The 22,403-nt window shown below is 51.4% G+C and carries 20 protein-coding genes; 6 read left to right on the top strand and 14 right to left on the bottom strand.

Annotated elements, in window-relative coordinates:
- Positions 1-20 precede the first annotated feature (20 nt).
- From glgB to FMR86_RS03380, 11 genes are all read right to left on the bottom strand, one after another.
- Positions 21-1,925: a 1,4-alpha-glucan branching protein GlgB gene (glgB, locus tag FMR86_RS03330; RefSeq protein WP_163349659.1), complete on the bottom strand. Its 1,905-nt coding sequence runs from the start codon at positions 1,923-1,925 to the stop codon at positions 21-23.
- 86 nt (positions 1,926-2,011) lie between these two features.
- Complete coding sequence (gene glgA, locus FMR86_RS03335) at positions 2,012-3,460, bottom strand: glycogen synthase GlgA (protein WP_163349660.1); 1,449 nt, start codon at positions 3,458-3,460, stop codon at positions 2,012-2,014.
- 30 nt (positions 3,461-3,490) lie between these two features.
- The gene (locus FMR86_RS03340; protein ID WP_163349661.1) at positions 3,491-3,970 is read right to left on the bottom strand and encodes an NUDIX hydrolase; all 480 of its coding nucleotides are present in this window, start codon (positions 3,968-3,970) and stop codon (positions 3,491-3,493) included.
- A gap of 619 nt (positions 3,971-4,589) precedes the next feature.
- On the bottom strand, positions 4,590-5,465 hold the full coding sequence (gene lipA / locus FMR86_RS03345; protein WP_163349662.1) for a lipoyl synthase: 876 nt from the start codon (positions 5,463-5,465) through the stop codon (positions 4,590-4,592).
- Complete coding sequence (gene lipB, locus FMR86_RS03350; RefSeq protein WP_163349663.1) at positions 5,407-6,051, bottom strand: lipoyl(octanoyl) transferase LipB; 645 nt, start codon at positions 6,049-6,051, stop codon at positions 5,407-5,409. The genes lipA and lipB overlap by 59 nt, the downstream gene beginning before the upstream one ends.
- A 232-nt stretch (positions 6,052-6,283) precedes the next feature.
- Entirely contained in the window at positions 6,284-7,450 is a 1,167-nt protein-coding gene (locus FMR86_RS03355) for a small ribosomal subunit Rsm22 family protein (RefSeq protein ID WP_163349664.1), read from the bottom strand.
- A complete protein-coding gene (locus tag FMR86_RS03360; RefSeq protein WP_163349665.1) occupies positions 7,440-8,966 on the bottom strand; it encodes an ASKHA domain-containing protein in 1,527 nt (508 codons plus the stop codon). The genes FMR86_RS03355 and FMR86_RS03360 overlap by 11 nt, the downstream gene beginning before the upstream one ends.
- A gap of 197 nt (positions 8,967-9,163) precedes the next feature.
- Positions 9,164-9,961: a sirohydrochlorin cobaltochelatase gene (locus tag FMR86_RS03365; protein WP_163349666.1), complete on the bottom strand. Its 798-nt coding sequence runs from the start codon at positions 9,959-9,961 to the stop codon at positions 9,164-9,166.
- 110 nt (positions 9,962-10,071) lie between these two features.
- Positions 10,072-11,847, bottom strand: a complete 1,776-nt coding sequence (locus tag FMR86_RS03370) for a chemotaxis protein CheA (protein ID WP_163349667.1) — start codon at positions 11,845-11,847, stop codon at positions 10,072-10,074.
- 5 nt (positions 11,848-11,852) lie between these two features.
- Positions 11,853-12,590, bottom strand: coding sequence for an Hpt domain-containing protein (locus FMR86_RS03375; RefSeq protein WP_163349668.1), 738 nt, complete (start codon positions 12,588-12,590; stop codon positions 11,853-11,855).
- Between the two features lie 24 nt (positions 12,591-12,614).
- Positions 12,615-13,010, bottom strand: coding sequence for a response regulator (locus tag FMR86_RS03380; protein WP_163349669.1), 396 nt, complete (start codon positions 13,008-13,010; stop codon positions 12,615-12,617).
- Between the two features lie 157 nt (positions 13,011-13,167).
- Between FMR86_RS03380 and FMR86_RS03385 the strand changes: the two genes are divergently transcribed.
- Positions 13,168-13,758, top strand: a complete 591-nt coding sequence (locus FMR86_RS03385; protein ID WP_163349778.1) for an RNA methyltransferase — start codon at positions 13,168-13,170, stop codon at positions 13,756-13,758.
- Between the two features lie 22 nt (positions 13,759-13,780).
- Here the strand turns inward: FMR86_RS03385 and FMR86_RS03390 are convergent, their stop codons facing one another.
- Entirely contained in the window at positions 13,781-15,445 is a 1,665-nt protein-coding gene (locus FMR86_RS03390; RefSeq protein ID WP_163349670.1) for a glycosyltransferase family 2 protein, read from the bottom strand.
- 196 nt (positions 15,446-15,641) lie between these two features.
- On the opposite strand from FMR86_RS03390, the gene FMR86_RS03395 reads away from it, so the two are divergent.
- A complete protein-coding gene (locus tag FMR86_RS03395; RefSeq protein WP_163349671.1) occupies positions 15,642-16,250 on the top strand; it encodes an L-threonylcarbamoyladenylate synthase in 609 nt (202 codons plus the stop codon).
- A 323-nt stretch (positions 16,251-16,573) separates the two neighbouring features.
- On the opposite strand, the gene FMR86_RS03400 is transcribed toward FMR86_RS03395, so the two are convergent.
- Complete coding sequence (locus tag FMR86_RS03400; protein WP_163349672.1) at positions 16,574-16,894, bottom strand: hypothetical protein; 321 nt, start codon at positions 16,892-16,894, stop codon at positions 16,574-16,576.
- 646 nt (positions 16,895-17,540) lie between these two features.
- Positions 17,541-18,260 (bottom strand): DUF4198 domain-containing protein, encoded by a 720-nt coding sequence (locus tag FMR86_RS03405; RefSeq protein WP_163349673.1) that lies wholly within the window; start codon positions 18,258-18,260, stop codon positions 17,541-17,543.
- 282 nt (positions 18,261-18,542) lie between these two features.
- Between FMR86_RS03405 and FMR86_RS03410 the strand changes: the two genes are divergently transcribed.
- From FMR86_RS03410 to FMR86_RS03425, 4 genes are read left to right on the top strand one after another with little or no spacing between them, the layout of a single operon-like run.
- Complete coding sequence (locus tag FMR86_RS03410) at positions 18,543-19,055, top strand: RimK/LysX family protein (protein ID WP_163349674.1); 513 nt, start codon at positions 18,543-18,545, stop codon at positions 19,053-19,055.
- An 18-nt stretch (positions 19,056-19,073) separates the two neighbouring features.
- On the top strand, positions 19,074-20,639 hold the full coding sequence (locus FMR86_RS03415; RefSeq protein ID WP_163349675.1) for an inactive transglutaminase family protein: 1,566 nt from the start codon (positions 19,074-19,076) through the stop codon (positions 20,637-20,639).
- A gap of 1 nt (position 20,640) precedes the next feature.
- A complete protein-coding gene (locus FMR86_RS03420; protein WP_163349676.1) occupies positions 20,641-21,579 on the top strand; it encodes an alpha-L-glutamate ligase-like protein in 939 nt (312 codons plus the stop codon).
- A complete protein-coding gene (locus FMR86_RS03425; protein WP_163349677.1) occupies positions 21,554-22,384 on the top strand; it encodes a hypothetical protein in 831 nt (276 codons plus the stop codon). Before FMR86_RS03420 ends, FMR86_RS03425 begins: the two co-directional genes overlap by 26 nt.
- Positions 22,385-22,403 lie beyond the last annotated feature (19 nt).

Genomic DNA, 22,403 nt, shown 5'->3' on the forward strand with positions numbered 1-22,403 from the left:
CCCAGCCGCCGGAGGCATCACTACGCCTGTTCAGGGCGAAGTGCAATAGCTCCGAGGGGTGGCAGGGTAAGTTCGAGATAATATGGAAACGCGCCGAGGTCCCCAGCCTTATGGGCCTTGACCTTGCCTACATTACCTGCGTTTGACCCGCCGTAGATTTCAGCATCGGAATTGAAAATTTCCTCCCAGTTGCCATCCTGCGGACAACCGAGGCAGTAGCCGGTGCGCACCACCGGAGTAAAGTTGAACACCCAGAGTACGGGAGCTTCGCCTTCGCTCTTGCGCAGAAAACTTATGGTCGAAGACTTGTAGTCGTTAAAATCCACCCACTCAAACCCGGACCAGTCGGTATCATGCCTGTACATGGCCGGGTTCTCGTGCATGACCCGGTTAAGGTCGATTACCGTGTTACGCAAACCCTGATGGGAAGGGAAACCGAGCAGGGTCCAGTCAAGCTCCTGACGGCAATTCCACTCATTCCACTGCCCGAACTCGCAGCCCATGAAAAGCAGATTTTTGCCCGGATGCGCCCACTGATAGCAGAAGAGAAGACGCAGGTTGGCCATCTGCTGCCACATGTCACCGGGCATTTTTGAGAGCAGCGCACCTTTGCCGTGCACCACTTCATCATGAGAAAGAGGCAGGAAAAAATTCTCGCTGAAGGCGTAAATCATGGAAAAGGTCAGGCTGTTGTGATGATAAGAGCGGTGAATGGGACTCTTTTCCATGTAATCAAGGGTGTCGTTCATCCAGCCCATGTTCCACTTGAAGGTGAAACCGAGTCCTCCGGTGTAGACCGGGCGGGACACACCGGGCCATGAGGTGGACTCCTCGGCAATCATCATTGCGCCGGGAAACTGCTGGTGAACAACCATGTTCAATTTTTTTAACAGCTCAATTGCCTCGATATTCTCGTTGCCGCCATGCTCATTGGGAATCCACTCCCCTTCGCGGCGGGAATAGTCCAGATAAAGCATGGAAGCCACGGCATCAATGCGCAAGCCGTCAATGTGAAATTCCTTGAGCCAGTAGAGAGCGTTGGCGAGCAGAAAGTTGCAGACCTCATGACGGCCGAAATTGAATATGTAAGTTCCCCAGTCGGGATGCTCACCCTTGCGGGCATCGGCATGCTCGTAGAGGGCGGTGCCGTCAAAGCGGCCCATCCCCCAATCGTCCTTGGGAAAATGTCCCGGAACCCAGTCAAGGATAACACCCAGTCCGGCCTGATGGCACTGATCAATGAAGTAACGCAGATCGTCAGGATTGCCGTGGCGGGAGGTGGGTGAATAGTAGTGGGTGGTCTGGTAGCCCCATGACTCATCAAGGGGATGCTCGGCAATAGGCATCAACTCAATGTGGGTGAACCCCATGTCTTTGGCGTAGGGGATGAGTTCCTCGGTCAGTTGGCGGTATGTCCGGTAATCCCAGCCTTCACGACGCCATGAGCCGAGATGCACTTCATAAACGGAAACAGGTTTATCCAGAGGAAGCCCTGTTTTACGCCGCTCAGCCATCCAGCTTTCATCCTGCCATTCATAATTATTCAAGCCCCAGGTAACAGCAGCATGTCCGGGACGCATTTCAGTGCGGAAGGCAAACGGATCAGTCTTGGTTACCTCGTGTCCGTCACTCTGGACCACGTGGTATTTATACATCTGGCCGGGCTTCACACCGGGGATGAATCCGGCCCAGATGCCCGATACGCCCACAGGCATAAGCTTGTTGGCCCGGTTGTCCCAGCCGTTGAAATCGCCGGTGACGAAAATTTCACGGGCATTAGGGGCCCAGACCGCAAAACGGTAGCCCTCCTGCCCTTCATTCAGGTCAAAATGGGCACCGAGTATGCGGTATAAATCCCAGTGTTCCCCTTTGCCGAAGAGGAAAAGATCAAACGGAGCGATGTAAACTGGTAAAGTTTCTGACATCAGGGCTAAGTCCTCTGGATTGCTGGAATTTACATATATTCAACAGCTGGTAAAATTTTTTAAACTGCTCTAAATCGCGATCAATATTAAATTCTGGAACCGAGCCCGCGATACAATTTGATGTACTCGGCAGCCGAACGATCCCATGTGAATTGCTTGCGCATGGCCCGCTTGACCATTTTTTTCCACTCACTGCGGTTATGCCATGCATGCACGGCCTGCATCACCGCCTCGTAAAACAACTCAGCATCCGGTTTTTCAAAAGTGAATCCGGTAGCATCATCTGTCGGATAGGGGGTGATGGTATCCCGCAGTCCGCCCACGGCAGTTGCAACCGGGGGTGTACCGAAACGCAGGGCGTAAATCTGGGTCAGACCGCATGGTTCATAGCGTGAAGGCATGAGAAAAATATCCGCTCCGGCCTGAATTCCGTGGGCCAGATCTTCAGTATAACCGACCTGCACGCAGAACTGCCCGGGGTATTCCTCCATGAATTCCTGCAAACGGGCTTCGTAACCGAGATCACCCTCACCGAGTACGATGACGCCTACATCTTTCTCCATCAGCCTCGGCAGGATGTCAATGAGCAGGTCGATACCCTTCTGGTCCCGCAGACGGCCGATAAAACCGAGCACGGGTTTATCATCCAGCTGATCAGACATATAAAAATCACGCAGCATGCTCCGCTTGCAGACCTGTTTGCCGCTGATATCCTCAGCACTGTAGCAGCAGGGCAAGAATTTATCTTCGCAGGGGTCCCAGACCGAGTAATCGGCACCATTGAGGATACCGTGCAGTTTATGGGTCTGGCTGCCCAGAAAACCTTCCAGACCGCAGCCGAACTCAGGACCCAGAATTTCCTCCGCATAAGAAGGGCTGACCGTGGTCACGGCATCGCTGTAGGCAATGCTGGCCTTGAGCATGTTCAGATCACCGTAAAACTCGGCCCCGTGTATGGACCACGCCTCAGCAGGCAGACCGGATTCGTGGAAAAGCCTCTCGGAAAAACGGCCCTGAAAAGCAAGGTTGTGGATGGTGGTTACGGTCCTGATATTTTTCCAGAAAGAATCTGTCTGCCGTTCAAAATAAAGATAAGGCGGCACCAGTGCGGACTGCCAGTCGTGGGAATGAATCACCGCCGGGGGTTTGGGCAGCATGCGCGCCCATTTGAGCACGGCCTTGCAGAAAAATATGAACCGCTCACAATTATCAAAATAGTCGCCGTAATGGGTATTATAGTAATGACGGCGGTCGAAATATTCACCGCGGGAGACAAAATAGACTGAAACACCTTCATATTCAGTCTGGTAAATCTCCGCTGTGGTGGAAGGCCACGGATAGCCCACATGCAGATCGGAATAAACCAGCCGCAGCTTCTGTCCGGTAAGGTTCATGCGCCCGTAAAAGGGGGTGATTACGGCTGTACGCGCGCCCTTGGCATGGATGGCCGGAGGCAATGCCCCCATGACATCACCAAGTCCACCCGTTTTGGAGAAAGGATACATTTCCGAAGTAACATAAAGAACGTCGTGCACTGGCAGGACTCCCTTTTTATTTATCGCTTGTTAACCGTTATTCCCCACGGCGGCATGTTCATGCAGCCGGAGCAGTTTTGAAGAAAAATCACTGAGTATGTCCCTATGGTCAAAGACCAGATCAGGCAGGCTGTCCAATTTAAAAAATCGTGCGCCCCCGGCATCATCCCCGGCCTGCAATGCTCCTGCGTCACGGGCCACAGCACTGTAGGTCACGCTGATGGTATGCTGGCGGTCATCCCTGCAGGGCATGGAATAAACGCCCACCAGCCCGGTCAGAACCACATCAAGCCCGGTCTCCTCTTTGGCTTCGCGCACGGCGGCGTGCTCAAGCGTCTCCCCGTAATCCACAAACCCGCCGGGCAAAGCCCAGCCCAGCGGCGGGTTATTGCGCTCAATAAGTACAACTCCAAGGGCAGGATCATAAATGACTACATCTACAGTGGGCACAGGATTGCGGTACAGGGGAATTTCTTCTCCGCAATTGGGACAGGATTTTGAACCGAGCATAAAAACAGCCTTTATCTACTAGAATAATATATTAATTTACACAGCTGAAACAACTGACAATCAGTTTCTATAAATAACGCGAATGAAATTTCATTACAAGGGAATCCGAACCTTTTTCTTAAAGTCCACAACCTTGCCATAATCAAACCGGATTCAAAATGAAAAAGGCCCCGTTGGTAATTTCCAACGAGGCCCGTTTCAGCATTTTTATCAGCAAAAGTTTGAAGGTGATTTGTTTATTGCATCAGGTGTGCCAAAACTTCAAAACAGACACAAACAATACATAATACACTGATATATCAACAATTAAACCCTGCCGACATTTACCCCGCACAGTACAAAAACAGTACAATAAATTTTACCAGCTATGCCGACAGCCTTCAAAACCGGGATCGGGGGTAAAATTTTTTTTACTGCTCTCGCGCTCACGAGTCAGCGCAATAGGATTAAAGAAATCTCACCCTATATTAAAACCAAGGCCACTCTACTCCCAAATGCAATTCGACACATCAGGCAAGGCTTGTAGCCATATTTATAATCAATAAATGTGGGTGACTTTTTGTTTTATTAGTATATGGGATCATTGATCAGTCGCGATTAGCGATGTAAATTACAAAAACTAAAGCTTATCAAAAGCCTCAGCAGCATTAAAGCTGGAACGCACAAGCGGCGCACAGAACATATGCGGTACACCCAATTTTTTCCCGTACTGCGCGTACTCATCAAACACCGATGGTTCCACATACCGTTTTACCGCCGGGTGGTCCTTTGTGGGGCGCATGTACTGGCCGATGGTGATGATGTCGCAGTTTATGGCCGCGAGATCGTCCATGACCTCATAGACCTGCTCGTCAGTTTCGCCGAGGCCGACCATGAGGCCGGATTTGGCGTGAATGTCGCTGAGCTGTTTGACTCGCTCGATGAGTTCGAGGCTTTGCTTGTAATCGGCCTGCGGGCGGATTTCCGGGTAGAGTGCGGGCGGGGTTTCCACATTGTGGTTGATCACGTCCGGCTTGACGGCGATGACGGTTTTGAGTGCATCAAGGTTGCCCTTGAAGTCCGGGATGAGCACTTCAATTTTGCACTGGGGAAGTTCGGCGCGGATGCGTTCGATGCATTCCGCAAAATGGGCCGCTCCGCCGTCAGGCAGGTCATCACGGGTAACCGAAGTGATGACCGCGTACTGCAGTTCCAGACGTTTGACCGCTTCGGCCACGCGGCGCGGTTCGTCAGCATCAAGCGGCTCGATCAAGCCCGGACAGATGTTGCAGAAGGCACAGTTGCGGGTGCAATTGTTGCCCATGATCAGAAAGGTGGCCACCTTGCGCGAAAAACAGTCCCAGCAGTTGGGGCATTTGGCGGACTGGCAAACCGTGTTTAGGTTCAGGTCTTCCAGCATTTTGCCGGTTTCGTTGAAAGTCCTTCCGGTGGGCAGCTTAACCCGCAGCCACGGCGGTATCCGTAAATATTTTTCCGAATTCTTCTCTGAAGACATTTTTTACTTCCTCGGTAGAAATTTCTGTACCCGCCTCCCGTGAAAGGGAAGTGGGGTGTGCGCCGTGCAGCCCGCAGAGGGTGATGGCCTCGAAAAGTTTCATCTCACTGGAAACATTAAATGACAAGCCGTGGTAGGTGATCCATTTTTTGACCCCGATACCGATGGAGCAGAGCTTGCCGGGACCGACCCAGACTCCGGGCCTGCCTTCGCTCCTTGCCGCCTCCACGCCGAACCGGGCCGCTGTGCGTATCGCAGTCTCTTCCATATCATGAAAGAATTTCTTGATCCCGCCGCGCCGTTTTTCAATGCGCATGACCGGGTAAACCACCAGCTGACCGGGATAATGGCAGGTAATATTGCCGCCGCGTGCGGTCTGGACCACCTCAACCCCCATCTGTTTGAGGGCCTCCTCACTGATGAGCAGGTTTTCCAGCCCGCCCTGCCGGCCCAACGTGACCACAGGAGGATGCTCCAAAAGATAGAGGGCATCGCATGCGTTACCCTCCATCACCTGACTCAATCTCTGTAATTGAATCTTTTCTGCTTCCTGATGGGGGATTAATCCTAAGTCTATAAAATCCATAAGAGTCTTTTGATGTGCTTCGCACTTTTGATGAAAAGATTTTGCCTCAGGCGGCCCTTCGGGGACCAGAGAACCCTTTGGAAAGGGTTCTCTGGACTCTCCTAAACTTTTTATTAGGGCTTCGCCGCCTTGGACGCAGAATTGATCAATCTATGACAAAATAAAAACTACTAAAACGTTTTGGGATTCTTAAACCCTTTTGGAAAAGGGTTTAAGCCGCCGGAGGCATTTCTTACTTCTTCCGCTTATCGCTTTCTCTGATAGGCAGCGGTACGATCAAAGAACCGGATTTTTCGTCCCGTTTTTCCTCTTCAGGGATGGGCATACCGATAAGTCCGCCGGGATACAAGGTTTTTGCCCCGCCTTGTGCGGAAAGCAGAATCTGCCCCTGCGCGGCACAGCCGTACTGTCCGAAACCGCCGCCATCAAGGCGAAAGGATTCAGATACCGCACGGATGAGCATTTCGCCCTCGCGGGGAGTTTCCACTTCTTCCTTGCGCAGCCCCACGTAGAGGAAACTCAGGCTGACGTTGTCCTTTTCAAGACGGCATTCGGCGGAAAGCTTCTGCAGCCATGCCGGGGCGTGGTCGGAATCGAAATTGAAATGGCACCATGCTTTACCCTGATCGCCGCTCATGGGACATTCTTCGGTATGGGTACAGGGACCGAGAATGGGGAACCCAGCTTCAACGAATTCGTTACGGATAACGGACAGAACGCGGCCGGAACGGCGGATGCCCGGTTCGATGATCAGGATGCGTCCTTCCGGGGCCAGCTTGTGGACCATGGACAGGCAGAATTTTTCCGCCCATACCGGAAGCGGGATGCGTGTTCCGGAAGAAGCTTCGTTGACCATGTTGGCAGTGACCAGCAGATGCGCTTTTTCGCGCAGCTTGGAGGTGGAGCCGCCTTTGACGTTGACCATGCGCCACGGGGATTTTTCCCCGGCCATGGCTTCGAAGAGTTTGTTGCCTTCGCGCATGGGCTTGGGTGTGCGGTCCACGTTGATGAAGGTCAGCTTCTTTTCGCGCAGGTCCGGCCTTGCGATCCACAGGGCCTGCGCCACGGTAAGCGGTCCTGCTCCGAGGTCAACAACCACGCCGTTGTCGGGCAGTTTGATATCCAGCCCCTGAAACAGGCGTGCCAGACGGTACAGGTTCCAGGGCAGGAAATAACGCAGGTAGGCGTTAAGGCTGCGCGGATCGCCCATGTAGTCGTTGGACAGGTTGGAACGTTCCCCGGTCAGGTCGCGGGAAAGATCACGGATGGCGTATTTCAGTTCCTTGCTGAAGCGGCTCTTCAAGGGAACGGTTTTCTGTAAAATTTTTATGTAATTATCCAACTCCTTGGATACTTCCTTGGTCGGCAGGGGGAAAAGTGAACTTACTTTAATAGACATATTTAAAAATCATCCTCTCAAGGTATTTCTGTCCGAAATCGCTGCTCCCGGCCAGTTCCAGAACTTTGGAACGGCCCGGCAGCCCGGCGGCGAAATCCCTTGCTTGTTGATTGTGCGTTAAAATTATTGATCCCGTGAGGGATGTATTTCCTGCTGCGCGGGTGATGCTTGCGCTTCCCGCAGGAATAAATCCGGTTGCCACCAGATCATTTATATTTACATGCTGGCCCATGGCCCCGCCGAGGATCAGTTCTTTGAGGTCGGCAGGCGATAGTCCCGCTGCGTCCAGCAGTGCGGACATGGCGAGATTGAAGGCCGCTTTTACTTTTAATATTTCTTCCACATCCGAAGCCGGGAGGGTAAGTCCCTCATAACCCAGATCGAGGGCCGGAGTCCCGTTTATTTCGGTCATCTTGTCAGCCAATTTTGCCGCAAAGGGGGTGCCCCCGGCTGCGAACTGTCCTTCGCGGGTCAGCACACCGGATTTGAGCAATACGGAACAAAGCGAAAGGTAGCCCGTTCCAGTGATACCCGGTTTCTGCTGCTCAACCTTTTCCGCTCCAATCAGCGAAGGCGAGAGTCCCAGCGGAGTAAGGTTGAATGCGGAGACCGCGCCCGGTCCGGCAGTGCGTCCGTTGCTCATGCCGACTCCCTCAAGGGCCGGTCCCATGGGCACGGAGCAGACAATGTATTTATCTTCGGACAGGCAGAGCACGAATTCGCCGTTGGTTCCGAGGTCGGCGAACAGATACGGGGGCTGCGCTTTGGGTTCGGAGAAATTCAGGGCCACAATTCCGGCTGTTATATCCGCACCAACAAACGGGGCCAGATGTGGCGGGATGTACGCTTCAGGCAGTCCTGCGTCAAGACTTACTTTTTCCCCTCCTTTATGAGGCAGGGAATAGGGTGCGCGGCAAAGGCCCTGCACATCGTCCTGCGCGAGGATGGAAGTCATGGACGGGTTGCCGGAAACAACCAGTTCTTTGATCGGCCCGGTTTCAGCAATTATAGTGCTCAGCCGTTCTGTTACAAGGCTGGAAAGGGTTTTACGCTGCCTGGGTTCTGCAGCAAAGGCCAGCCGGGACATGACCTCACTGCCCAGACCTATCTGGGGATTGAGTTCCTGCCCGGATTTGACAGTCTCGCCATCAAGGGTGAAGGCCCAGTGCAGCCCGGTGGTACCTAGGTCCACGGCAAGGGCCAGATTGTCCGGGAGCTCTGATGAAAATTTATCTGATACGCGCGGGACCACCCGTTCCGGCTTAGGCAGGAAAATTTCAGCAGCTTGGGCAGGGTGCAGACAGGAGAGCCGCCACCCGGACTCGATTTCTGCGGGGGAGAATTTTTGCAGTTCTTCTTTGCGTGGCTGTGGCGGTTCGGATTCAAAGCGCACCTTGCACAGCCCGCAACGGCCCATGCCGGAACACAGCGGCACTCCCTGAAATGCTCCATTCAGGAAAAGGGCTTGGGCCATGTTCAGCCCGGCTGCTGGAGGGGTTTTAATTTTTTTACCCATGTTCAGGTTTTTAACTGCTTCTTACAAATAAAAGGTTTTGAAGAGTCCAGAGAAACTTTTGCAAAAGTTTCTCTGGCCGCCGGAGGCGAAATCTTCCCATAAAAGCGCGAAGCGCATCAAAACAAAAAATTAACCGCACCTACATAATGTATATGCGGTGCGGAGTACAATCAAGCAGCAAATTTTAAAGGCTGGAATTATTTATCAAGTTCACTGATGGCTTTTTCCAGCTTATCCATCCATCGCTTTGCGAAAATATCGAATTCGCCCACTCCCTGTACCACCGGGATCGGTTCAATTCCCCGTGAGGCAACAACATTTTTCCATGATTCTTCGTGTTCTCCGGCCATATCTTTTTTTACATGGTTCCCGGCCCCGAAGAGCAGGGGAAGCAGGTAGGCTTTTTTCAGTCCGGATTCTTTAATGCGGTCGCTGATTTTTTCAATGCCGTCTTCGGAGTTCAGTTTGCCGAGGTAGGCGTTTTTGTCCTTTGCTTCCAGCACTTCTTTGAACTTGTCGTAGATGGAATTGCCGCTGTCGGAATATTTGGAGCCGTGGGCCACCAAGATGAGGGCTTCATTTTGCGGATCACGTTCTTCCAGCAGGTTTAGGATTATATCGGAAATTTCGTTTATCTCCTGATCATTGGTCAGCAGCGGTTCGCCCAGCACTGCTTTTTCAAATTCAATCTCACCTTTTTCCACCCGGTCGAGAAGTCGACTGATATTAGTGAATTCTGTGCCGGGGATAACATGCAGGGACTGTACAACCACATGGGTGACACCTTCGGCGGAGAGGTTCTCCAGATTTTGTTTCACGGAGGGCAGCTTCTGGCCCTGTTCACGGAGTTTTTTGAGTACATGCCCGGAAGTAAAAGCACTGTATACCGGGATGTCCGGGTGGGCCTCTTTAGCCATCTTCAAAATATTGCCCAGAGCCGAACTGGCGGCCCTGTTTTTTGATCCGTGTGCTGCGAAAAGGATGGCTTTTTTCATCTACTGTTTTCCTGCGCTGATGGTTGTCTTTCTCGTGAACACGCATGCATAGCAGACAAAGGCGGTAGAGAAAAGGTTTATCCTGTTTGAGGAAATTTGCAGGTCGGGGCCTATGTTTCCCCTTCCAGCTGCGAAGCGATCAGTGTTTCGGTATCCACCACAAGGGCATCGTGCTCGCCCATCATGCCGAAGCCGAGGATGGGCAGTTTGTAGATGGAATTGACCGGCAGGGTGAATCCGGTGACCACCGCCTTTTGCTGGCGCAGTACCTCATCCACCATGATTGCGGCTACGGTATCGCCAAGCTTGACCAGAATCACTTTGGGGATGACATCTTCCGCAGGGGCAGGAAGGTCGAAGACCTTGTACATGCGGATCAGGGGGCGAACCGTGCCACGTACGGATACGGTTTCCCGGCCGTCGGGCAGGTCGGTGAATTCTTTTTTTTCCGGCTCGTACACTTCAAGAACTTCCCGGCTGGGGAAGATGAAAGTTTCCGGTCCCACGGTAGTGACCAGCGCATCGACAATGCCTTCATTTACCGAGCGGCTTAAGGGGATGGCGATGGTGAAGGTGGAGCCCTGCCCCAGTTCACTGGTGATGGAGACTTTGCCGTCCAGTGTGTTCTGGATGGCGGTGACCACTGCGTCCATGCCTACCCCGCGTCCTGAAATGTCAGTCACGGAACTGGCTGTGGAAAAGCCGGACTGGAGAATGAATTCGTAAATTTCTTCCTTGGCGTATTTTTTTTCCGGATCGGCAAGCCCGCGTTCAAGGGCTTTGCTGAGCAGGATGTCGGCATCAAGCCCTTTGCCGTCATCGACGATTTCAATATAGGCGAATTCGCCTTTGCGGAAAGCATTCAGTTGGACATTGCCGACCTCGTCCTTGCCGCACATCTGGCGGTCTTCCGTAGATTCAATGCCGTGGTCGAGGGCGTTACGCAGCAGGTGGACCAGCGGTTCATTCAGGCATTCCACAATGGTCTTATCAAGAGCCAGTTCATCCCCGGTAATGGTGAACTTGATGCGTTTGTCCAGCTTCTGGGAGGTGGATTTGACCAGCCTGTGCATGGGCATGAAAATCTGCTTCAGGGGCACCAGCCGGATTTCATCCACTTCCGACTGCAGGTTGCGGATGACTTTATCCAGCTCGGACAGGCTGGAGGAAATTTTGGAGATATTGTCCGTTTTAGTCTGGGCGATGACAGCATAGGTCACCATCAGCTTACCCACCAGCTCAATAAGTGAATCCAGCTGCTGGGTGGAAACGCGGATGGAGGAGATAGCCTGCGCGTCTTTCTTTTTTGCCGGGCCGGGTTGGACTTTGCTGCTTTTTTCTTCGGTGGGGATTTCTTTTGCCGCTGCGGCCGATTCCGGCTTTGAGCCTTCTGCCGGCCCCGCTTCCTGCATCAGTGGTGCTTCTTCCGGTTCTGTGGAAGATGTTTCTGCGGAAGGTTTTGCTATTTCCCAGCCGTCATTTTCGTCCGGAGTTTCTCCGGTCATGGCCAGCATCTCGGCCATCATTTCCTGTTCGTATTTATCCGGTTCCGTCGCGAGGGTTTCAGTTTCCAGAATATCGCATGCAGGTTCCGTTTCTTCTCTTGAATCCACAGACGCGCCGCCTTTATCAAGCAGCCCGCCGATGCAGTAGAAGAATTTTTTCTGGGCTTCGGCAATATCCAGCAGAGAGGTTATCAGTTCCGGTGTGACGGGAGTAATGCCGTCAGTCAGCATGTCCATGAGGGCGATGATCTGGGCCGACCTCATCTGGGCATTATCAAGGCCCATGGCTTTCAAAATATCATTAATATCACCGGAACCGTGTTCTAGTCCGATGATTGATTCTTGAAGCTGGCCTATGCAGCTGGAAATACTGTCCTTCATTATCCTCAAACTCCGGTGTTGTTCAGGAAACTTTCCCTGCTTTCAAAAACAGTGAGATAGCGCTGGAAGCCCCAGGAATAAAAAGTGCTCGTACAATGGCTGTTCATGCCGGTGATGCCTATTTCACAGGTCTCGGAAAATGAAGCAATAAGCTCGAAAAGGGCGGACCCTACTGACATTGTTAATCCGAAATCAAGAAGGAGTCTGTCTTCCCCGTTTATGGACAGCAGGCTTTCTTCAACCATTTTAAGTTGTTCGGAGCTGTAAAGTCTGTTTACCTGCAGGTTGAAGATCAATCCTTCCGGGAGTTTTTCGATTTCAATGGGGTTTATGCCGGTTTCGTCTACTGCTCCGGTTTTTTGTCCCCCGCCGGAGAGCCTCGCTTCAATGTCATCTGTAAGGGACTGGTCATAGCTGCCCGATTCGCGCAGTTGCTCGATGAGCATGAAAATTGTGTTTACGGATTCAATGGCCAGAGCGATCTGCATTAAGTCCGCTTCAACTTCTCCGGCCTGCATTTTTTTCAGGAAATCTTCGACTTTGTGGGTGAAGGTGGAGGCCGGTTCAAACCCGGACATAAATCCAGTGACGCCCTTGATGGTGTGCAGAGGACGTGAAAGGATTTCGATCCCTTCCTCGATGCGTTGCTCATCAAGGAGATCAATGCCTTCCAGTACCTGCGGATAGTACTTGTCGTTCACTTCCGAGAAGAATTCTTCAACAAGGGAATCGTCTTCACTCATCGCATGTGCTCCATCAGCAGCAGTTTATTTGTTCATCAGCCCGATTTTCTTAAGTTCTTCGTAAAGTTTTTCCCGTTCCACCGGTTTTACTATGAAGGCGGATGCCTCAACGTCATGAAAGGAACGGATTACAGTTTTGGGGTCATCAAGTGCGGTGGTCATGATCACCTTGCAGTGGTCGGACAGCCCTTTTTCCTTTTCAAAGGCCCTGATTTCTTCAAGGGCGGATAAACCGTCCTGTTCCGGCATCATGATATCCATGAGCAGCAGGGTATAAGGGTTGTTTTCCTCATATGCCAGTTTGAATGCTTCAACCGCTTCTTTCCCGTTTACCGCTACATCAATCACGAATAGCGGGGCAAGAAAGGTCGAGAGCAGTTTTCGGCCAACAAATTCGTCCTCAGCAATCAGCGCGCGCATTAATTCCTCCATGAGAATTTATATCAGCTGAAATGATTACATATCATTTTTTTTTAATCAATAAAATGTCAATGTTTATAATGTTGCATAAAGGGTAAATAGTCACTTGCGGAAGCCGTGCTTGCAAACTTGGCAAAGGTTGGGTACCCAGTACGCCATGGAAAGACAGAGAACACCCCAAAGAGAGGCAAGAGTCAGGGAAGTGCTGGCAAAGCGCCAGAAGGATTTTACCCTTATTATTGATAATGTCTGGGATCCGCACAATGTTTCAGCCATTCTCAGGAGCTGCGATGCCTTCGGTATTTACGGTATCCATCTTTATTATACTGTTTCACAATGGCCGGAGCTGGCGAAAAAATCTTCCGCTTCCGGCAAGAAGTGGGTGGAACGCACCAGACATACCGATCCGGTTAAAATGGTCGGTGGATTACGCGATCAGGGCTATCAGGTCCTGAGAACAGGATTTTCCGAGACCGCAAAGCCGCTCATGGATTTCGACCTCAGCACTCCTTCTGCTGTAATTCTCAGCAATGAGCACAGCGGAACCGCTCCGGAACTGGCAGAACTGGTGCCCGATGAAGTCTACATTCCCATGCAGGGCATGATTCAGAGCTTCAACGTATCCGTTGCCGCCGCACTGATTCTCTATCACGGATTCTCGCAGCGTTTTGCCAAGGGCATGTACGACAATCCTTCTTTTTCACCAGAAGAGATGGAGAAGTTAACTGCAGAGTGGCTGGCCAGATAGCTTATAAAGCACCATCTGCTGCCTATAAACTCTCAGCAAGCTCTTTCCATTTACGTTCAACATCCTGCCAGAGCATGGCCAGATCTTTTCCGAAAAGATTGTTCAGGTCATGCTCGCTGTATTTGCTTTCCAGCTTGATCTTATTGCCGAAAACCTGAGCCATGGAACGTACGTTGCCGGCCTTGGCAAGGCTTGAATGCTGGATATGGCCGATACGCAACTGTCCGGCATAGACGTGTTCGTATCCGCCCAGCGCGGCCCGCAGGTCCCGTTCAAGATCATCAAACTGGGTGGGATTGAAGCGCACATCAAAATCACCGCACTTGTGGATTGCCTCCATGTTCAGCATATGGCAGCAGCCGGAAACATGCATTGCCGGACGGGTATAGGAAAACTGCCCGTAATCAAAGCCGTTGCGGCAGCTGTCAAAAACCTTGATGTGTTCGGTCAGTCCCTCAATCTGTGAGCTTCCGTTTCCGGGCGGGAAAAGATGGTAGTCTGCGGACTGCAATGAACGCGGGGTGCCTGTAGAAGTAATCCTGCAGCCCACAGCACCGGGGTTGCCGTAGTGCTTTGCGGTTGCCAGCAGTTCTTCCAGCCAGTTTCTTTCCAGTTCCACATCATCGTCCAGAAAAACAGCCCATTTGGATTTGCGCACTTCCGGTTCGGCCAGCAGCCAGTTGCGGGCCGCCGGGGCACCTACGTTAACCTGCAGGTGGATCGGTTTGTAGTGTCCATTCTTAAATAGATAGCGTGACTCTTGCACAACCTGCCCGGTGCTGTCGTCAGAACCGTTGTTCAAGGCGTATATCCGGGCATTGCCGATATTTGATGCGGCCACGTTCTTGAGGGTGTTTTCAATCAGCTGTCCGTTGTTCCATGAGTAAAGCAGGATGGCTACTTCATCTGAATTTTCAAGGGCACTCCCTGTGTCAATGGGATTCAGCAGTCCGTGAAGTTTCTGGCCCCAGTTCAGGTTCCAGATATTTTCTTTCCACAAAGCGGTCAGTATTTCCGTGCCTTCCCCGGTCCGCCCCGCGCGCAGCAGCAGTTCGGCGCGCATGTAGTCCATCCATAGAGACCAGATGTCATGATCAAGCTTTTCAAGTTCGCCCAGAGTTTCTCCAATGGAGCCGTATAAAAAATTGTACTGCACCTTAAGGCGTTGTTCCAATTGGGAAAAGTCTTCATTCCAGTTGACCAGATCCAGTGCTGTTCGTGGCAGTTCCGGGTTACCCATGCGCAGCAGGGTGTCCCACGAGTGGGTCAGCCAGCTCAAACCGTCCGGGCCGCGCAGCAGGGGGAAGAGGTGGCGTACAATAAGAGCCTGATCCCCGGCTTGCAGCAGGCTGCTTAGGTCTTCAAGCGGAATGTCCGATACCGGGCTGGAAATCAGGTTCTGCAGCATGCGGATCAGTGTTTCCGGGCATGCGGAGTCATTGAGTCCCATACATTTTATAGCTGCTGTCCGGTCCAGAGGGTTCTGCTGCCAGGCCAGCAGGGCCAGCCCTGCGCTTATTTCTGAAAATTGCGGTGTTGCGGCTGAAAGCTGTTCAAAAATATTTATCAACCCGTTTTGGTGGGAGAATTCCTCAGTTCCCAGCACCCAGAGGGGAACGGAGTTTTTAACAGCGGTAAGGAAGGAGTATATTTTCTCTGTACTGAAATCATTTGTCGCGGCAGTCATCTGTTGTCTCCATATGTTCAAATGCTGATTGCGTATTTATTAAGCCAAACCAATGATAAAGTCATGCTGCTTCTGGGCGGGGTGCTGCAGTTATTTGTAATGACATTTCCGACATTTCAAAAGTTGCTGGACATAAGGCCCAAAACTGGTATTACTAGTCGCTCCGTATGCTGTTATATGTTTTGGAGTTAAAGGAATGAGTGAGCAGGAAGCTGTAAATATCATCAGGACCGGAGGAGTGCTGGTCTATCCCACGGAAACCCTTTTTGCCGTTGGCGCGGACGCCATGGATGAAAAGGCGGCGAATCGTGTTGCGCGCATTAAAGGTCGTCCGGTCTCCAAGCCGTTACCGTTGATTATCGGCAGTATTGAGCAGCTTGATCTGGTAACTGAAGCCATCTCCCCCGAGATTCTGAAACTTACCCGTGAATTCTGGCCCGGACCGCTTTCAATTCTGGTGAAAGCCCGTGAAGAACTGCCTTCCGCAGTGAAGGATTCCCGGGGTTATACCTCCGTGCGCTGGACCGAGCATCCCCTTGCCGCCAACCTGTGTCTCAATGCACGCACACCTCTCATCGCCACCAGTGCCAACATGAGTGGCAAACCGGGCACCGGCATTGCCGCAGAGCTTGATGAAGAGCTGACTATGATGGTGGAGGGAGTCTTTGACGGACAGCCCGGCCCTAAAGGCGGAGAGCCTTCAACTGTGGTTGAGCCGTTCAAGGATAATCGTATTAAGATTTACCGCGACGGAGTGGTTACACGAGAGCAGTTGGTAAGAGCGGGGTTTGTTATTGTAGATTAGGCTTGTACCGGAAAAGATATATCAAGACCTGTCCTCAAACGAGGGCAGGTCTTTTTCTTTGGAGCAGTAAAAAATATTTTACCCCGGATTACGGTTTTGGGTGCCTTTTTTTATATGGGTAAAATTTATTGTACTATCTTGGAGCTGTGCGGGAGAAATGCTGTCTGGCTGTAAGAGTTGATATTTCAGTGTGTTACGATGTGTTTGTTTGTGTTTTAAAACTTTGGCACACCAGATGCAGTAAACAAATTACCTTCAAACTTTTGCTGATAAAAATGCTGAAACGGGCCTCGTCGGAAACTACCGACGGGGCCTTTTTCATTTTATTCACATTTTTCTTCCATTGTTTTTTTCACTTGAAAGAGCGGCGCACCTGTCAGCAGCGGCACGGAGGGCTGGACTGCGAATTCACCTGAGAGCAGGTCGAAACGTTTACCGTCCTGTGTTTTGATTGCGTATGATTTCATTCCCGGATTCACATAGACAATATGTGTTGTAAGCCCCTGTGCATTAACCTGTGTCCCGGAGACTCTGAGACAGTTTTCAATTGATCTCGGCATGTCATTTGCCCAGTTGTCGGAGGCCATAGCCGGAGCTGCAAAAAGAAGTATGGCTGCAGTAAGGCTGATCACTAGTGTGCGCATTGTCATGTCCTCTGTTTGATAGTTGGTAATGGTCATCTTATTATGAATGTTATGTGTTTGATTATCACGCCACGAATGTCCCTGCAAATATGGGGATATGTGGCTCAGCAGGTTTGGTAAAAAATATTTTACCCCGGATTGTGGTTTTGAAGGGTGTTCTCTGTGTGGGTAAAATTTTTTGTACGAATTCGGGATGATTTCGGTTTAGTTTGCGATGGCTATTTCATTCGTTATTACAGTGCCTTAGGTTGGATTATGAGTGTATTCTACGTTTTGGCACACCTGATGCAATAAACAAATCACCTTCAAACTTTTGCTGATAAAAATGCTGAAACGGGCCCCGTCGGAAATTGCCGACGGGGCCTTTTTCATTTTGTGCGAGGCAAACACCATTGCGTAAGTTTGATATGTTGGATGCTAAGATCTTACGAAGATTTAAGAGTCCCTCCGGGTAACAGGCTTGAGAGTTTGTTAGGGGCAGGAGTGGGCAACATAGTATTAGAATAAATAATCTATATGAGGAGCCTTTAACTCTTTTTTATAACAATGCTTTTTTATCTTTTTATAAAAAACCAAAAAAAACCTCCCCCGGACACCCGTCCGGGAGAGGCAAATCAATCAAGCTACGTCCAATTAATTATACTATCTATTTGGTAGTCCTGAAGGTCAGGGAGAATGCGTACCAGACGCGACGGGTATCATCGAGGCGATTTTCATACTTACCGATGATGACCTGACGGCCAGCAGGACCAATCTTTACGTTGATAGGCTTGGAGTTTTTGAGGTTTACCAGCTCGGGATGTTCAATGTTGCGGTCGGAGGTGGTGGAGATACGGGCACCTGCTGCGGGCATGGGCTTGCCTTCGTAGTACATCATGACCGGAAGGATATCCCCTTCCTTGAGTTTGGTGGGGTCTTTGAGAGGCACGATTTCCGCACGCTGTCCGATGGGTTTATCCATGCCGGGAGTCCAGCTGAGGATGGTTTTGGAAAGCTTGTAGGAACGGCCTTCATCGATAATTTTGCCGCAAACCTGTCTGGGAAGCTCAAAATTCTGCCAGCCGCCTTCTTCTGTGTGGTACCAGTACTTGTTATCGAACTCGACAGTGAGCATGGTGTAGACATCATCGAGCCATGCATAGGCTTCACCCTTGTTGTAAACAGGTTCAAGAGCTGTTTTCCAGCCATTTTCGTTAATCCCGGTGAGAGCCGTAATACGGCTGATGGGATATGGATCGGTAGCACCGGGATGACCATACATCAGATGGGCCTTGCGACCCTTTTTCTCCAGCCACATATCATGGGCGGAAGCAACAGAAGTAAAGGCCAGAACAAAGGCCATCGCTAAAATAATTCTTTTCATCATCAATTTACTCCTAATATATTTTCGAGAACGATTTTCGTTCTCATTTTCATCGAACGCATTTAATTACAAATCACTTCCCGGTTGTCAACACAAAACGGAGGGTAAATAGAAAACCCATAAACCCATAGACAGAATTTAAGACCTGAGAAACTGTGCTGTTTTACCCCTTACATTCACTGGCACAACGCCGTTTCAGCATGCTATTCCCAGCAAAATGGCCCCTTGACCTTTAAGCTTTATTGTTGCAGAGCTTTGCCAGGGTCGGGTTTACGGAGAATTACAATGCGCCTGAATATACCAATCATTTCACTACTTTTCTTACTGATATTAAGCCCCGCCTGTGTTTCCGCTGACAAATCCGCAGATAATAAACACATCATTGCCGGGTATATAGAAAACGTCTCCATCAAAGTCTGGGACCGCGATGCCCCGATCATTATGGAAGCCAAAATGGATACCGGGGCCGACAGCTCTTCCCTGCATGCCACCGACATTGTGATCAATAAAAAGAGCAAAAAAGTATCATTCACCATCACCGACCAGCACGGAAAAAACCAGCGCATAACCTGCCCCTATGCCCGGATCGTGCGCATCAAGAAACGCCCTTCCGGCTACCAGCGCAGACCTGTCATTCCGGTACAGCTTCAAATCGGTTCCAGAAAATTCGAAGCCTTTGTCAACCTGACCGACCGCAGCAATTTCTCGTACAAAATGCTCATTGGCCGCAAAGAACTGCGCCACGGCATCCTCATTGATTCTTCACGCCATCACCGCCTCAGCCTGCCTGCAAAATAGGCTGCCGGGAGTATTATTATGAATTCTATACAGCTTAAAATTATTGTCGCCCTGCTGCTTTGTCTGGGACTGGGCATATTCAGCTACAAAGCCTTTGTACTCGGCTTTCCTCTTACAGCCGAAGAACAGACTGAAATATGGAACGTGGAAGCCCACGTCTCCTTTGAGGCCGAAGGGAGCCCGGTCAAAGCAACCCTGCAGACCCTGAACCGCTTGCCCGGATACACTGTTACTGATGAATATTTCATCGGGGATGATTACGGCCTGCTCCACGCTCTGCAATTGGCGGACGGCACCCTGCAGCAGGAAAAGAATGCTGAAAACATCATCGCCATCTGGTCCAGACGCACAGCCAAATCCAAACAGGACCTCTTCTATTCAGCACGCCTCAGACCTAAAAAAACACACAGAGAAGAAAGCTGGGTTCATCCCGTGGAAATCCCCACGCTCAGTGATCCGCAATTCACTGAAGCGGAACAGGTAGCCGCCAACTCCCTGATTACCGAAGTGGGCAGCGAATCAGCAGATATAGAAACCTTCGTGCCCCAACTCATGAAAAGGCTTATGAAACCTAAAGCCCATCAGGACGCAGCCTACCTGCTCCGCGACAATGAAAACACACTGGGCACTGTAGATATGGCTGTACGTTTGCTTCATTTTTCCGGAATTCCGGCCCAGTCGGTACACGGCATCACCCTGATCACCTCAACAAATGCGGCAATCAAACACTGGCTGGAACTTTATCACAACGACAAGTGGCACATGTTCGATGTGACCAAAGGGACTTTCGGCACCCCGGTGAACTTCGTTACCTGGTGGCGCGGCAATGCCCCTCTGGCTACTGTCAGCGGCGGCAAAAACCTGAATGTAACCCTTTCCGTGGTTCCGGCAACGGTCAGTGCCCTTGGTAATGTGGTGGACCGTCTTGCTGTCACCGCGCCGACCATACTGGAATTTTCCCTGTTCAACCTGCCGGTACAGGCACAGGCCACCTACCGGGTCATCCTGCTTATTCCCATCGGGGTGCTGCTGCTGGTTTTCCTGCGCAATGTCATCGGCATCACCACCTTCGGGACATTCATGCCCGTGCTCATCGCCCTTTCGTTCCGCGAGACACAATTACTCTGGGGACTCTGCCTCTTCTCCATCGTCATCATCCTCGGACTGGCTGTCCGCTTATACCTTGAACACCTCAAACTGCTGCTGGTTCCGCGACTGGCCTGTGTGCTCATCGTGGTTGTGCTGCTCATGGCCGGGATCAGTATCATCAGTTTCAAGCTGGGATTCCCGCGCGGTGTTTCGGTCAGCCTTTTCCCCATGGTCATCCTGAGTATGACCATCGAACGGATATCGGTAATGTGGGATGAGCTGGGTGCCGGAAAGGCCATCCAGCAATGCATCGGCTCCATGGCCGTGGCCGTACTGGCTTATATCGCCATGAGCAACCTGTTCATCGAACACCTCATCTTCGTCTTCCCGGAACTCTTCCTCGTGCTGCTGGCCCTGACCCTGATGATCGGCCGCTACACCGGATTCAGGTTGATGGACCTGATCCGCTTCCGGGCATTCCTCAAGGAGGGCTGAGATGGGCTGGTTCGCTAAACTGAAAGAATTCGGGGTCATGGGCCTCAATGCGCGCAACGGGGCCTACGTGCTGCCCAACAATCCGCGCAAGCTCTACCCGCTGGTGGATGACAAGATCACCACCAAGGAATTAACCCAGTCCGCCGGACTGAACGTACCGGAACTCTACGGCGTGTTTCAGGCCCAGCATGAGCTGAAAAAACTCCCGCAGCTGCTGCAAAAACACGATTCTTTTGTGGTCAAACCCGCACGCGGTGCCGGGGGCAACGGAATTCTGGTCATCACCGGGAAGCTGGGACCGCGCTTCCGCAAACCGGATGATTCACTGGTGGCGGAAGAAGCTATTTCCTTCCACATTTCCAATATATTGAGCGGCATGTACAGTCTCGGCGGCATGCCGGACAAGGCCATGATTGAATATTGCGTTCAGTTCTCTCCGGTCTTCAAGAACATTGCATATCAAGGCGTGCCGGACATCCGCATCATCGTCTACAAAGGTGTTCCGGTCATGGCCATGCTGCGCTTGCCCACCCGGGAATCCGACGGCAAAGCCAACCTGCATCAGGGTGCCATGGGTTGCGGAATAGATATGCGCACAGGTATGACCACCAGCGCAGTCTGGAAGAACGACAACTGCACCCATCACCCGGACACCCTGCATCCCGTTGCCGGGGTAAGCATCCCGGACTGGCCGAAACTGCTCAAACAATCCGCACTGGGCTACAGCGTAACCGGGCTGGGTTACCTCGGCGTAGATATTGTACTGGATAAAAATATGGGACCGCTGATCCTTGAACTCAACGCCCGTCCGGGGCTGGCCATTCAGGTAGCCAACAGATGCGGGTTGCAGCACAGGCTGGACGCAATCGATAAAATCCATCAGGACCTGCACACAGAAAACCAACGGATTCAATATGCCATGGATAATTTCGGATCATAAAATCAAGCGGCTGTTTCCCGCACTCATCATAGCCCTGATATGTGTCCTGCCCGGCTGTAAAAAACAGCCGAAACTGGTCATACCGCCCGCGCCGCCCCTTCCGGAGGAAGTAGCCAAGGAAAAGGCTCCGCTGGGCAAAAAGGAAGTCCGCCTGCACATTAAGCTGACCCGCCAGCCGGACCAGCGCAAAGTGCGCAAGGTCCGCTCCCAGTCCATGCCCGTGGGAACACGCATATCCTACCCTGCCGGAGCGGATATCCTGCGTTTCCTGCAATATGACGAGGAGATCATCACCCTGCCCAAAATACAGGCCGCGCGGGATTTCAAGATCATGCTCCTGACAAGGGACCAGAACCCGCCCCAGACCGTGAACGGCTACCCCGACGTCACTTACGAACTGATGGAATCTGCCCTGCCTGGCGGCGCAATCCTGCTCGATTCTTTTTACGGCACCCTCAAAAAGGACGGTACCCTTTCCAAAACCATGTTCCTGCCTACAAACAGGAAAGATGTGTTCAAAAAGATTCAGGCAGAAATAAGCCCGCGAAAACTCAAATTCAAAAAAGTGGTCAGAACCAGCGTCCTGCCGGGTTCCGAACACCATTATGTGATCAGATTTGTGGGTAAAAAAGGAATGACTATTCTCTTTGAAATCCGCTATCTGGAAGGCGGCAGCCGCCCCAAAGTGGTCAGCCGCCAGACTTTGGAAATCCCGCTGGGAACCCCACTGATCGAAATCAACGGGCACAGTTTCCGGGTCCATACAGCGACGACGGAGTTTATTGATATTGAAAGGTTGAGCTAAATAAAAATTAGCCCCTACT

The sequence above is a fragment of the Desulfovibrio sp. JC010 genome (assembly GCF_010470675.1).
Taxonomy (GTDB): Bacteria; Desulfobacterota; Desulfovibrionia; order Desulfovibrionales; family Desulfovibrionaceae; genus Maridesulfovibrio.